Origin of the sequence: Niabella pedocola (assembly GCF_021044425.1) — a bacterium.
In the GTDB taxonomy this organism is placed as follows: domain Bacteria; phylum Bacteroidota; class Bacteroidia; order Chitinophagales; family Chitinophagaceae; genus Niabella; species Niabella pedocola.
Map to the genome: position 1 here is coordinate 2,204,186 of NZ_JAJNEC010000005.1, position 14,849 is coordinate 2,219,034.

A 14,849-nucleotide genomic window follows, 5' to 3' on the forward strand; every position below is an offset into this window, starting at 1 on the left:
TTTTATTAATTCGTGAGGTATTTCAAGTAGCTTTAAATGCTCCAAACGTAGGTTTTTAACTATAAGATAATCTTTCCAGTTGTAGCTTAATAAGTACTGGTTCATGTGCCCTCTATGGAAACGGCGCTTGTAATATATTCACACTTATTGAATTAATTTTCTCTGGTAATTGCTTATACTGGTGCCTGGAGACTGGACCGTTGAATGAATACCGCCTAACGAAACTGTTGTTTATAAAATGAATATTGATAATTTTTATTCTACCTTTGATACCTTTGTTTTTAGAGCCCCTTTGCTCCCCATTACCGACACAAAACTCCGAAGAATTGACCGAGATATATTTAAGGAGGCTGTTTTCTTAGCGACGCCGGACTTACACGCCACGCATTATTCAAAATCTAACGGATCATTACAGTCAGTAACAAATTCAATAGTAAAATACTACAATCGTGCCTGCACGCGCCCAACGCCTTTCGGAATTTTTGCTGGTTGTGGTGTAGGGCATTTTGATACACACCCTAATAGCGATATAAAATTAGGCGAGATATGTTTACAAAATACTAGGACCAGGCTTGACATGAGTTTTTGCTGTCTTTTATTGGACCAACTAAATAGACAGGAAGAGATAAAAAGCAGGCTTTTATATTTTGTAAACAGCAGCATGTATAAGATTGGTAATAACTATAGATATGTTGAATGTAAAATTGTTGAAGACAAAAATCTATTTTATCAATCAGAAATTGAGTATTCAGTTTTTTTGGAAGATCTGTTTTCTGCGTTAGCAACTGGACTTCAATTGAAAGATATTAGTTCATTGATAAGAAAATATGAATATGAGGAGGAGGATATAAATGAATTCATTGACGAACTAATCTCTAACCAGGTCCTGGTTTCCGAGTTATCCCCCACAGTAATAGGAGACGACCTCCTAGGGAAAATCATCGACATCCTTAATTTGCGGAATATCGATCATTACTATGTTGAAAGGCTAAAAGTTATTGATGCAAAGTTAAAAAACATTGATAGTCAGCAGATTGGAAAAAGAAGTAGGGTCTATGAGGAGCTTTACAACTTGCTGAATAATTTTTCATTGCCTGTAGAAAAAAAACATTTTCTTCAGACTGATCTTTTTTTCAAAGAATCTGAGGCTGTAATAGGAACTAATCTTTTGAATAGCATCAAGGATGGGCTAACTGCTCTTAATAAATTATCAAGTCTGGCTAACCCAGCTATACTTTCATTTAAGGAAATCTTTAGAATAAGATATGAATCTCGAAAAGTTCCGTTAGTTGAGGTCTTGGATCCCGAAATAGGTATTGGATTTGGTGATCTCAACGTTTTGAATAATGATATAAATCCTCTAATTGATGATTTACCGCTATATGTTCAGAATAAGATCTCAGAAACTACGCCTTCGTCCAACAAGGATAAATTTTTGTATCAAAGATTTGTAAAATCTCAAATGGACGGTGCATATGAAATACTATTAACTCAAGAAGAGCTTATAGACCTTAAGGAAGAGTGGTCTAATTTACCCCCGACTTTTGCATCAATGGTATCAGTAATTTCCAATGATGACGACCCGTTGGTTTTTATGGATTCGGCTTGGGGTTCTGCAGGCTGTTTGATCTCCAGATTTGGACACTTAGATAATAGAATTAAAAATCTTCTTAGGGAAATCTCAGATAAGGAAGCCGAGGTTTATGGTCCGGATGAGATTGTCGCTGAAATTTTACATCTACCAGAGTTTAGAATGGGGAATATTTTATATAGACCTTCTTGCAGGGATTATGAAATTCCATATTTAGCATTTCCAACGGTCACCAACGAATTTCAGATTCCAATAACCGATATACTAGTATCAATCAATGGCAACAACTTGATACTAACATCACAAAAAACAGGCAAACGTATCATTCCACGTTTGACCTCTGCCCATAATTTTAGAAGTAGTTCCTTGCCTGTCTACGCTTTTTTAAGCTCGCTACAAAATGAAGGGGAGCGACGGAGCATTTTTTTTGATTGGGGAAATCTCGTAGGTAGTCAGAGCTTCTATCCCAGAGTTGTTTTTGAGAATGTCATAATAAGCCCAGCTACATGGAAATTAAATAGAAGGGAAACATTGGACGCTCCTTTGGATCCAGGTAATTTGGTCGAGTGGTCCAATGCTTTTAAAAAAGAAAAAAAGATGCCATCACAAATTTTATTAGTGATGGGGGACAACAAGCTATATTTCGATCTCGATGATGAAGAGTCGCTTGTACTTCTATTTTCAGAAATAAGAGGTAAGGATGCTAAATTGGAAGAATTTCTTTATAAAAGTAAAAATAATCTTGTAACAAACAGTGACGGCGATTATTTAGCTAATGAAATTATTATATCCTTTTACAAAAACAAAAAATAAATAAGTCCATCCGTGATGCGAAATTTTGAAGGTAAGACGGCCTATATTCCAGGTTCGGAATGGTTGTATTTTAAAATTCATAGTGGCCCAAAATTCCAGGAAGAATTTTTGATGGAACATTTGAGTGATCGAATTATCAACTACAAAAAAAGGGGGATGATTGACAAATTCTTCTTCGTTCGTTATTCAGATGAATATGGCCCTCATCTAAGATTAAGATTCAAGATATCCAATTCAGGGCACCTGTTGAATATTATCGAAGATATAAGTAAAACCACTGATTATTTTTTAAGTAATGGTTTGATCAACCGAATGAGCATTGACACTTATTTTCCAGAGCTCGATCGATACGGATCGAATAGTATGCAATTTGCAGAAACTATATTTTCTGTTAACAGTTTTTATATGCTTTATCTATTTGGAAAGACTCGTGATTATAATGACATTTGGCTCTCAAGTGTAAAAATTGCTGATAGCCTCTTAACGCAGTTTGAAATGTCATTACAGGACAAACATGTGTTTTATGAAAAGTGCTTTAAAGCTTTTGCTTTGGAAGCTAATTATAGAAAACTACCTAATGAATTAAAATTAAAGTTTCGAAATAATCGAAATTTAATAGAAATGATATTTTCCGAACACGCTGAAATTGATTGCTTTCAAAAAGAGCTCGCCATTGAGGAGAGCAATGCAGTTCAGGAAATACTTAAGTTAAAAACTGATGGTTGTTTGGAAATAGGCATTGAAGATTTACTTATGAGTTTGATTCACATGCACAATAACAGAGTGTTTCGAACTAACCCAAGATTGCATGAACTCGTAATATATTACATGATGAGTAATTATTATAAATCGAACGACGTCAGGGAAAAACAAAAAATGAGGAATAAATGAATAATAATTTAAAGGATCTGGTTTTCGAAAAAACCAGGATTCTAAATCAATATTACAATAATAGTGTTGAGCACTTGCTTAAACGTTTTTCAAGTATGCACACCGGCTCCCCGTATTCGGTGATGGTAGGGGTAGCTGGAGCTATTTTGGTTAAATCCGCAATTTACCAAATTGAACCAAATGAGACCGTCAAAGACGCGATTAACAATGACGTAGATTACCTGTTGCAAAAAATTTCAGAGAGTAATTCCTTAATCCCACACCATTGTGGTGGGATGTCCGGTTTTGCAACTTTATTACTCTATTTAAAAAAAATAAAATTAATTGGATTGAATAGAGATTTTTTTTATGAATTGGATATTTTTTTAGAAGATGAATTGGACAAGTGTATAAGAGGAAATAATATCGATATTCTGCATGGAGGTATGGGAATTGGATTGTACTTTATTCATAGACGGAAAAAACAGCCAATAAAGAAATTACTCGATTATTTAGATGATCATAAAGATAATTATAATGGAGCCTATATCTGGCACAGATATGATGAATATAGAGCAAAAGATTATATCTACGATTTAGGACTAGCTCATGGAAATGCCAGTGTAATGTATTTTTTGACACAATGTATTAAGTCCGGTTTATTCAAAAAAAAGAGCACCAATTTATTAAAAGGGTTGATGACGTTTTATCTTCAAATTGCAGAACCAGAATCGATGTCTTCCTTCCCGTCTTTTATTCTTAAACAGTCTTTTATAAAAAAGGTAAAAGATTACTCTTCGTCTCGTATCGCCTGGTGTTATGGTGACCTCGGCATTTTATACTCGATGTATTTCGCATCCGATATACTCCAAGACAACGATACTAAGAATAAATCAATAGAAATGTTGATAAAATGCTCTAAACGGATGGGAAAGGATAGTGGTGTTATTGATGCTGGATTTTGCCATGGCAGTATTGGGCCTGCTTACATGTTTAAAAAACTTTACAATGCATGCAATGTAAATGAGTTTAAAATCGCTGAAGATTTCTGGATATCGAAAACATTGGAATTTGGTACGGAACCTGGTGTTTTCGGGAATTATCTCTTTTTGACGGACAAAGGAGGAGCAGAACAGCATGACTTTCTCCAGGGAGTGCATGGTATTTCGATGGTTTTAAATAGTTACGTGTGTGATATTGATTCACATTGGGACAGTATGTTATTTTTATCTTGATATGATGTTCTACCAATTAGCCTGTTTTAAAATGACCTGTTTTTTTCCCCATTACTAGTATGAGCTCATTTCCTTTTTATCGACAATTAAATGCAATGGATTGTGGGCCGACGTGTATTCGTATGATTGCCAGATATTACGGAAAGGTTTATAGTGGCGAGACATTGAGAAATATGACTGGCTTTAATAGGGGTGGTGTCTCTTTGCTTGGCATAAGTGACACTGCTGAAAAAATTGGGTTCAGGACAACGGCCGCAAAAGTGTCTTTTGAACAGTTAGAGAGTGCTATATTTCCAGCGATAATTCATTGGAATGGAAATCATTTTGTTGTATTAACAAGTGTTGGCAAAAAAGAAGTGAAGATTGCGGACCCAAGCAAGGGTATAATAAGTTATACCGTTTCTGAGTTTTTGAAACATTGGACATCCTCAAAGGATAGAGATGGCATTGATGTAGGAGTTGTTTTATTGTTAGAGCCCACTCCCATATTTTATGAGTCTGAAGCGGAGAAAGAGCAAAAGCTGAGTTGGACAGTTGTTTCAAAATACCTACTTACAGCCAAATGGCAATTGATACAGGTGTTTATTGCCTTTATCATTACGTCCTTATTGACACTTATAGTACCATTTCTCACGCAAAGTGTAGTAGATGTTGGAATTAATGCGCAAAACCTTCAATATGTTGTTATCGTGCTCATTGCACAAGCAATGCTATTTTTTAGTCAAACGATCATTGGACTGATTAGAAGCCGTATTATGTTGCGGATTTCCAATATTCTGAACATCCAAATATTGTCAGACTTCTGGATTAAACTTACAAAATTACCTGTTTCTTATTTTGACATTCATCATACTGGAGATACGTTACAGCGCATTGGGGATCACGGGAAAATACAAGGATTTCTCTTGGGCACTGCACTATCAACTGTTTTCTCATTTTTCAATTTCATTATTTATGCAATTGTATTGATGATCTATAGCATCCAGTTATTTTTTGTTTTCAGCGTTGGAAGCATTCTATATTTTGTATGGGTTCAATTGTTTCTAAAAATAAGACGCAAAATAAACTATGAAACTTTTCATTTATCGGCTAAAGAGAACAACACTACTTTGCAGATGATACAAGGAATGCAGGAAATACGTTTGAATAATGCTGAAAAACAAAAAAGATGGGAATGGGAAAATATACAGGCCAATGTTTTCAAACTTGGATTTAAGAGTTTAAATTATAGCCAGATTCAATCAGCCGGAGCAATTCTTATTAATAATGTTCAAGGCATTGTAATCAGTTTCATTGTAGCAAAACTGGTAATCGACGGTAAACTTACTTTTGGTTCTATGCTGGCAATTCAATATATCATCGGTCAATTAAGTGGTCCTATACAGCAATGGGTGGGCTTTGTGCAAAGTTTTCAAGATGCCAAAATAAGCATGGAGCGCCTAAATGAAATTCATCAATTAGATGACGAAGAGGATAAAAACAAAAGTTATGTAACTCAATTACCAGAAGACAAAAGTATAGCTATTAACCGCCTTTCTTTTACCTATCCTGGCGCAGGCAATGAACCGGTGTTGGAGGGTATAGATCTGGTAATACCAGAGAAAAAAGTCACGGCAATAGTGGGAAGTAGTGGAAGTGGTAAAACTACCTTAGTGAAATTATTGCTAAAAGTATATGAGCAATATGAAGGCGAAATAAGAGTTGGATCTTCAACGGTCAATAGCAAAGAAGGCTTAAAATTCAACTTTCTCAGTCATCCTTTTTGGAGAAGCGAATGCGGAGCCGTTTTACAGGATGGGTACATTTTCAACGAAAGCATTGCCCGTAATGTTGCGGTAGGTGATGAAGAAATCGATTATAATAAACTAATTAAAAGTTGCAGTATCGCAAATATTCATTCTTTCGTCGAATCACTTCCCAACGGGTACTATACAAAATTAGGTGCGGAAGGCACAGGCATGAGCCAGGGACAAAAGCAACGATTACTGATTGCACGTGCCGTATATAAAGATCCAGAATATTTATTCTTTGATGAAGCAACCAATGCATTAGATGCCAATAATGAAAAAGAAATTATTGAGAACCTCGATCTGTTTTTTAAGGGTAGAACTGTAGTGATTGTAGCCCACCGATTAAGCACAGTAAAGAATGCTGACAAAATTGTTGTATTGGAAAAAGGAAAGATTGAAGAAGAGGGCACACACGATGAGTTATCTGCGTTAAAAGGCAAATATTACGAGTTAGTAAAGAATCAATTAGAGTTAGGCAATTAAATCTAAAACCTATGAGCGATAACAATGCTAAATTGCATGAGATTTATTCGCAGGATTTACAACATGTCTCGGTTAATAAGTCATTTGATGAACGATCCGAAGTGGCACAGGAAATCGTCAACCGAAAACCCGACTTTTATGAAAAATGGGCTCTATTGGTTTTTTTATTTTTATTATTGTTACTAGTGACCGGAACATGGTTCATCAAATATCCCGACATCATACAAACAAATGCTGTATTAACTAGCTATAATGCTCCTAAAGAAATTATAGCTAACAAAACTGGTAAGTTAACCGCTTTATTTGCTAAAAATAATCAGCAGGTAAGAGAGGGAGAAATACTAGGGTGGATTGAATCGAATGCTGATACTCAGGAAATAATTGAACTGTCAGGAAGATTAGATAGTAGTATAAGCATGTTGAAGAGTGTCAGGCCCGAACTAATTGTTGGTTTATTCAGCAAAGGTTTTTCTAGTCTCGGCGAATTACAGTCCAATTACCAAACCTTTATTACAGCTCTACAGCAATATAACGATTACCTGGTAAACGGGTTTTATTCAAAGCGCAAACAGCTACTAAACGGGGATATTGTAGCGTTGCAGAGTATGAGAAATAATGCTACCCAACAAAAAAAAATCACGTCAGAGGATAACGAACTGGCAAGAAAGACATTTGAAATGAATGAGATGCTTTACAAAGAAAAAATAATCTCAGCCGAAGAATATCGCCAGGCACAAAGCACACTGCTCAATAAACAAAAGACAGACCCTCAAATGGAAATGAATATCATTGCTCAACAAAATCAAATACGGGACAAACAAAAGGAAATAGACCAATTAAACCACGACATATTTCAACAACAACAAACGTTTGAGCAAGCATTACGAACATTGAAAAGCAATGTAGATATCTGGCTGAAGCTGTATACCATACAAGCACCTGCTGATGGCGTTGTGATTTTTGCTCTGCCTGTTCAGCAAAACCAATATTTACAAACAGGTAAGTTATTAGGTTATGTGAATCCACCTGATAATAAATATTATGCTGAAATACGGCTTCCACAAAATAATTTTGGAAAAGTAGATACAGGCATGAAGGTCCAACTACGATTCGATGCGTATCCTTACCAGGAAATTGGCTTTATACCGGGAACCTTGGATTACGTTTCCAATATAGCGGTAGACAGCTCCTTTCTGGGAACTGTGCGCCTAGATAACGGATTGAATACTAATCAGCATAAAGCAATACAATACAAAAATGGATTGAAAGCACAGGCTCTTATTATTACGAAAGAAATGAGACTTTTGCAAAGACTGTACTACTCTATTGCAAAGGCGACATCCTTAAATAAATAACTTATCGCATGAGATGTTTTAAGCGTGATTTACAAGCCATCAGTTTATTTTTAATGCATAATAGGGAGAATTTATTGTAATCGCGTGTAATATGTTTTCGCAGTTTAAAAATTGAGCCACTATTTAAAGTAACGTCGTAGTCTAAAGTGCATTTAAGGGTTCTACTTGCAAACTTTAAGATAGTATGAAGTAAGATTGTCAAACAATTTAAAATGAAAATATTGACCTTCAGCAATGACAAAGAAAAATTTGTAAATAATAAGATAATAGTGTTGGTGCCTTTTAGAAATGCAAGTTGGTATCTCATGGATTGCGTAAATTCAATAGTTAGCCAGCTATATTCGAATTATAAAGTGTACTTGTTGGACGATGGTTCTGAGGATAATTCAATTGATTTGATTGAACAAAATTTCGAAGGTGTTTATTTAATTAGACGTCAAACTAGGTTAGGAGCAATGGAAAATGTTTACCGTGCATTGACTGAATTACCCATTGGCGACGACGATATCATTTTATTAGTCGACGGGGATGACTTTCTTATTGGAGAATATGTTTTTAAAATAGTAAATGAAATTTATAATAGTAGGATCCTTCTTACTTATGGCCAATATATCAACAACTTTGGTTTAATAGGAATAGATTCTCCTTATTCAACTGAAGAGTTTAATAATTTGAGAAAAGCTCCTTGGAAGGCAACACACTTAAAAACCTTTAAATATAAACTTTTTAAAGCCTTGCTAGCACAGGATCCCAATGCTAAAAGCTTTAAATGGGATAATGACCGATTTTATACGACTACATCTGATCAGGCTATCATGATTCCATTAATGGAGATTGCAGGATTCGAGAATACAAGTATGATTTCAAATATCGTTTACTGCTATAGAATACATAGTAATAATGTTCATGCCTGTTCAAATAACGGCGCGCTTCAAAGAGAAGCAGAATTGCATATAAGAAATCGTCAACCCCTTGAAAGAGTATTTTAGGTAAAGTTTAAACATATGATAGCATGAATAAGGTCAATGGTAGCGGACGGATAGCAATATTTCACCCCCTGGATTTATACCGGGTTATCTATCCAATAAATTTCTGAAAAGTCTATTTTATGCTAAAATTAAAAAGCTACTGCATTAATCTTGTAAGAGCAAAGAAACGCTTACAACAATTTGAGGAACAATGGAGACCTATTTTAGGTGATTCTCTGGAGTACGTTGAGGCAATAGATCGCCGAGATATACAGGCCAGCGAATGTTTAACAGACGGGCAATTGGCGTGTCTTAGAAGTCACATGAAAACTATGAATCGAGCCCTTGAAACAGAGTTCGATTATTTTGTAATTTTTGAAGACGACGCCATTCCCGAATATGAAAACGTCCTTGAAATACTTGAAATGGTATATCAGAAAACAAAATGTGATATTATACATTGTTGTCTAAAAAAACATTTCTACAATATTGAAAGTATAAAAACTGATGAAATTGTAATTGTTAATGGCATGCCGCCCGAAGGCGCCTTTATGGTATTTTATACTAGAACAGGAATTAATCAATATCTCAGCACATTTTCATCGGAAAGGTATCCTGCAGATTGGTTTCGAAAATTGGATCTTGATGTGAAAACTTGTGTCATTATTCCTCCTTTAGCTACCCATATTAACGAGTACAGTTATATAAGTACCAACTATGGTAGAAGATTTTTACCATAGTTGCATCCTTGAATAAAACTCCTACATTTTGATATGAACACCTTGGTTTTTCAAAATGTAAGCTAAATTAATTCTAACTTTAGCCAAACGTAAAAGTGCTTAGTACAAATGCAAATAATTTTTTATGAATGAAATAGTTGCCCAGAAATTGAAAAAGACAAGATTATTAATTGGTGATAATCAACTAACTGCAAGCAATAAGAGAGGTGTTAGGCAAAAGGATGTTTCATTGATGAGTCAGGAAAAAAAATACATACCTATTGAATACCTGGTTTACATGCTAAATCATAAAATAGACCTTAATACTTTGGTAAACGAAAACACAGAATTAAAAAGGATCCAAAATTATCGACCTATTGATGAAATTGAAATCAAAATAAAAGAATTGTCCGAAGTAATTAATAACGTCATGGTAAGTGAACACGATAATGTACCCGGAACAATTTAATTTAATCCTTGAATTCTTAGGATCTGCTTAATTTACATTATTTATAGCGTAACCTTCGTTATCCCATATATAAAGTAATTATTAATCAAAACTTGGTTCAGGTAGAAATTAACATGCAATTAAATAACTTTATGTGCAATTGATAGATTTCTCAAATCAAACTCTTATAAGAATGCTATATGAGTCCTTGCATTTTTACTAACATCAATAATTTAAGGTAATAAAAGTGAAAATTTTTTCTTTAGTTCTTATAATAATCTTTTGCCAGCAGCTTTCTCTTGGCCAACAACCTAAGAATATTAGGTCCGTTTTATGGAAGATCCAATATCCCGGAGCTCGACATACTTCATATTTATTAGGCACCGATCATTCTTTTGGCCAGGAATGGACGAACAAGTTTCTCATAGTAAAAGGTTTAATTGCAACCTCTGATATTTTTTATAGCGAGACGGGCAATTCGACGGCCGAAGATTCTATATTGTATAGTGCAAACCTGCCACCTAAGAGGTTTTCTGATTTTTTCGGGAAATATTCAGATAGGATAGACAGTTTTTTTCTTTCCTATTTAAATGCCCCCTTTAAGCCTTCTGTGCTTATCAATGAAATGGATAACTTAAATAGGCAAAGGATGTTTATAATTGCCTTTTGTTCCATAGTGGAAAAAAAATATAAAGAGGAACTTTTGGGAATCCCCGTGTCCAAAGATTTTGAAAAGGATGCTTATGAAATCATGTTTTCCATGGACAGGGTACTTGAATTGTTTGCAGACTCCTCCAAAGTAAAAATAAGAGGTTTGGATGATCAACGATACAATAAGCAACATATTGTAGATAACGGTTCCGCAGACACCGCTTTAATCCAATTTGTAAATAGAATAATTACCTTTAAAAGCGGAAATATTTCGAGTGAGATATTGAAATCTCAAGAGAGGTATAAACGCTATTACGATGGTTTGTTGAATATGGACTACTTTAAGGCAGGCCGGTCGGAAATAGATTGGCCTACCAATGTTGCGAGAAATCGGCGATGGGCAAAACTACTTTTAGAAAATTTAAAAAATCAAAACTGCTTTATCGCTGTTGGTTTAGGGCACCTATTTTTAAACAATAGATACGGCCTTTTGGATCTTTTACAAAGAAGCGGGTTCAAAATAGCTCCTGTTTCCTTGGATAGTAAGATCAACGAGGCTGAAGCTATTTAATGCTGGAATAATTGTAAGGGCGGAAAATTTGAAGAACAAGAAGCTGTTTCAGTTGAGACTGTTTGCTTTGGGTAAGCGACAGGAGATATGAAGCGGCCTTCAACATAGTTAAATAATACCAGCCCACCTATTCCTAAATCGTTAGAATATGTATAAGAAAATATTTTGGTTATTCCTCATCGTCGCCATTACTGCTATATTAATCTCTTGTTGGAAAGAAGATTATAAAATCACCAATGTTCGGTTTTTAGCTGCTGACACAACCACCATAGGCAAAATCCTTTACTACAAGCGAGCAGACACGTTGAAAAAATCATTCAACTTCGCTATTGAAGTAGAAGGTGACTATGTAGCTCATAACAATGATGTTTTTATAACATCAGCTCACGCCATGAGAAGAGGTAAAAATATTCTCAATGACATTATTCAAAGCTCTTATACGATTTCACTCGACAAAGACTTTATCTATGCAGGCACCGTAATCAAAGCCAATACTAATTTATTCTCTATTCCTTCCATAAACAAAGAAATATCAGTCAGTAAAAATGAATGGGCTTACTTATTTTCAAGTCAGCACCGAGTTTTCAAATTTACAAGAACTTTTAACGACAATATTGCGATTGCCCAAGGGATATATAAAATTTTCTTCTCGTGTCAAACCACACAAAACGAAATTTTCAAAGATTCGATTCAAGTTTACATCAATCATTAAAAAGCATAACTGATGCAGGCCATTCGCCAGCATGCTAATCATACAAGAATCTCATTTAGTGTTTAAAATTCGCTCGCGTTTTTTGATTCAGATTTCGTTTCCCCAAAAAGGTAAACATTGATATTTAGGCATCTTGAATCCTGGTGATTACTAAAGACAGATTTTGGGCGCATACAAGTTTGGCTCCAATCTTTTTTTAAGTTACCAAGATTTTGGAAGTCTTCATGCGACAAATCAAGGCCTATACCACTAATGCGCTTGCCTACACAGAAAGCCGGGTTGATGCAGAAGAAATTGTTTAGGACATCTTTTTAAGGGCATGGATGAACCGACATAAAATCCCGGAAATAGAAAATATCGAAGCCTGGCTTCACACCATTGCCCGCAACAGTTCTGACGGTACTAAAAAGGATTGCAAAAGAAGGAAGGAGCAAGGTTAAAAACCTGGCTATTCAAACTGTTGTGTTTACCGAGATATTTTGTTTACAACTTGGTTTGAGGTTGGATACGGTAAATAAACGACAATTGTAAAGTATACCGACATGGAAGAGCAACAACAAATTTAAATATTTGTGAGAAATGGATGGCAATATGGACATTGAATATAACGGCCGTCGTCTTTTTACCGGAGCCTCATCGGGTGTCTGGTATTTCGGAAAAATCCAATAAATCCGCTACAATTTGGTTAGATAATTGTCCAGTAAGGGGAGCCTCACTATACAGCCTCGCAATTTTTGCGGGGCTTTTTTCTTGCAAACCCTTATCCAGACTGCATATAAGGCCAAAGGGAGCAAGTGAAAAAGTTGAGGCCATAAGTGTTGTGTTTTCGAGCGTTTGCTATAGAGAGGAACCAGGAATCTTTTGATGATTAAAACACCTCAGGCTCCGTCAGTCACCGCTACTTTAACAGCTCAGCAAAAAGTAACCCGGAATTAATTTTATTCTTGGTGCCGGTTGTGCTAAATTCACTATTGAAATAATAGCTATTCAGCGAATTGTACCAAGGTGCCGGTTCTTAGTGTATTTAATCAGGAAGCGTATCGTCCGCTGTTTTTTTAAGTTAAAACCAGGTAATGGAACCTATTGAACAATCAAAGAAACCGGTTATTTCGAGACAGGTCGACGGTTTCTTTATTACTGTTTACGAAATCTTCCGGTTTATCAGCCGGTTTTTCCGGGAAGTGCTGCGCCGTCCTTTTGAAACGCGGGAATTCATCCGCCAGTGTTTTTATATCGGCAACAGATCGCTGCCGCTGATCAGTCTTACCGGCTTTATTACCGGGCTGGTATTCACGAAACAGTCACGTCCTTCCCTGGCAGAGTTCGGGGCTACATCCTGGCTGCCTTCATTGATATCAATTGCTATCGTGCGGGCATTGGCTCCCCTGGTAACGGCGCTGATCTGTGCCGGCCGCGTAGGATCGAGCATGGGTGCGGAACTGGCTTCCATGAAAGTTACGGAGCAGATCGATGCCATGGAGGTTTCGGCCATCAACCCCTTCAAGTACCTGGTGATGACGCGGGTGCTGGCTTGTACTATATGCCTGCCGCTGTTGATGTGCTATAACGGGTTGATAGCGCTTGTTGGCGCTTTTGTGGACATTCACCTTAACGAGCAAACCAGCATGGAAACGTTTATACAAAATGCCTTTACCAATATTTCGTTCCTGGATCTTGCGGCCTCGCTGGTGAAAGCACTGGTGTATGGGTTTACGATCGGCATTGTTAGCTGTTATCAGGGTTTTCATGCCAGCCAAGGTACGGAGGGCGTCGGGAAATCCGCCAATGTATCGGTGGTGGTTTCCATGTTCCTGATCTTTATAGAAGAGGTGATTATTGTTCAACTCGTGAATACGATACGATAGCTATGAAATCTTTTATTCCCAATATAGACAAACAGCAAACGGTGATCTCTATCAGAGGCCTGTACAAATCGTTTGGCAGTAATCATGTACTGCGTGGGGTAGATCTGGATCTGCACCGGGGCGAGAACATCGTGGTGCTGGGGCGTTCCGGAACAGGGAAATCTGTTCTGATAAAAGTGATCGTGGGATTGCTGTATCCTGATGCCGGCACGGTACGTGTACTGGAACAGGAAGTTCCGGAACTGGGTGCCCACGCGCTGCGCAACCTACGCCTGAAAGTGGGTTTTTGTTTTCAGCATGGGGCATTATATGATAGCATGACGGTGGGCGAAAACCTGGCCTTCCCCCTGAAACGGAACGAACCGGGCATGACCCGTAAGGAGCGCGATAAACGTATAGAAATGGTACTGGAAGCCATCGGGCTTTCCCATACCATCCACCAGATGCCGGCCGAGCTATCCGGCGGGCAGCGCAAGCGCATCGGCATCGGCCGCACGCTCATACTCCGTCCGGAAATCATGTTATATGATGAGCCCACGGCCGGACTGGATCCTATCACCTGCACGGAGATCAATGACCTGATCAATGAAGTGCAGCACCGGTTCAAGACCAGCTCCATTATTATTACGCATGATCTTACCTGCGCGAAGTCTACGGGCGACACGATCGCCGTACTGAAAGAAGGGTGGTTTATACGGCAGGGCAACTTTGACGACGTGTTCAGTTCTGATGAAGCGCTGATCCGCGAATTCTATGAGTATAACTTTATTCAATAATG

Annotated in this window: 12 protein-coding genes; all 12 read left to right on the forward strand. The window is 36.9% G+C overall.

The features are described from left to right. The first annotated feature begins 238 nt into the window (after window positions 1-238). Window positions 239-2,404, forward strand: coding sequence for a lantibiotic dehydratase family protein (locus tag LQ567_RS16720; RefSeq protein WP_231006264.1), 2,166 nt, complete (start codon window positions 239-241; stop codon window positions 2,402-2,404). A gap of 15 nt (window positions 2,405-2,419) precedes the next feature. After that, complete coding sequence (locus tag LQ567_RS16725; RefSeq protein WP_231007327.1) at window positions 2,420-3,295, forward strand: thiopeptide-type bacteriocin biosynthesis protein; 876 nt, start codon at window positions 2,420-2,422, stop codon at window positions 3,293-3,295. Beyond that, the gene (locus LQ567_RS16730) at window positions 3,292-4,509 is read left to right on the forward strand and encodes a lanthionine synthetase LanC family protein (RefSeq protein ID WP_231006266.1); all 1,218 of its coding nucleotides are present in this window, start codon (window positions 3,292-3,294) and stop codon (window positions 4,507-4,509) included. The genes LQ567_RS16725 and LQ567_RS16730 overlap by 4 nt, the downstream gene beginning before the upstream one ends. Window positions 4,510-4,568: 59 nt before the next feature. Continuing rightward, entirely contained in the window at window positions 4,569-6,782 is a 2,214-nt protein-coding gene (locus tag LQ567_RS16735; protein WP_262909620.1) for a peptidase domain-containing ABC transporter, read from the forward strand. 11 nt (window positions 6,783-6,793) lie between these two features. Then, window positions 6,794-8,137 (forward strand): HlyD family secretion protein, encoded by a 1,344-nt coding sequence (locus LQ567_RS16740; protein WP_231006268.1) that lies wholly within the window; start codon window positions 6,794-6,796, stop codon window positions 8,135-8,137. A 212-nt stretch (window positions 8,138-8,349) separates the two neighbouring features. After that, entirely contained in the window at window positions 8,350-9,126 is a 777-nt protein-coding gene (locus LQ567_RS16745) for a glycosyltransferase family 2 protein (RefSeq protein ID WP_231006270.1), read from the forward strand. 119 nt (window positions 9,127-9,245) lie between these two features. Further along, the gene (locus tag LQ567_RS16750; protein ID WP_231006279.1) at window positions 9,246-9,845 is read left to right on the forward strand and encodes a glycosyltransferase family 25 protein; all 600 of its coding nucleotides are present in this window, start codon (window positions 9,246-9,248) and stop codon (window positions 9,843-9,845) included. A 124-nt stretch (window positions 9,846-9,969) separates the two neighbouring features. Further along, a complete protein-coding gene (locus LQ567_RS16755; protein ID WP_231006282.1) occupies window positions 9,970-10,293 on the forward strand; it encodes a hypothetical protein in 324 nt (107 codons plus the stop codon). 226 nt (window positions 10,294-10,519) lie between these two features. Then, window positions 10,520-11,494, forward strand: a complete 975-nt coding sequence (locus LQ567_RS16760) for a TraB/GumN family protein (protein WP_231006284.1) — start codon at window positions 10,520-10,522, stop codon at window positions 11,492-11,494. A 148-nt stretch (window positions 11,495-11,642) separates the two neighbouring features. Further along, window positions 11,643-12,206 (forward strand): hypothetical protein, encoded by a 564-nt coding sequence (locus LQ567_RS16765; RefSeq protein WP_231006304.1) that lies wholly within the window; start codon window positions 11,643-11,645, stop codon window positions 12,204-12,206. A gap of 1,073 nt (window positions 12,207-13,279) precedes the next feature. Next, window positions 13,280-14,071, forward strand: coding sequence for an MlaE family ABC transporter permease (locus LQ567_RS16770; RefSeq protein WP_231006312.1), 792 nt, complete (start codon window positions 13,280-13,282; stop codon window positions 14,069-14,071). A gap of 2 nt (window positions 14,072-14,073) precedes the next feature. Continuing rightward, window positions 14,074-14,847, forward strand: coding sequence for an ABC transporter ATP-binding protein (locus LQ567_RS16775; RefSeq protein ID WP_231006314.1), 774 nt, complete (start codon window positions 14,074-14,076; stop codon window positions 14,845-14,847). Window positions 14,848-14,849: the final 2 nt, after the last annotated feature.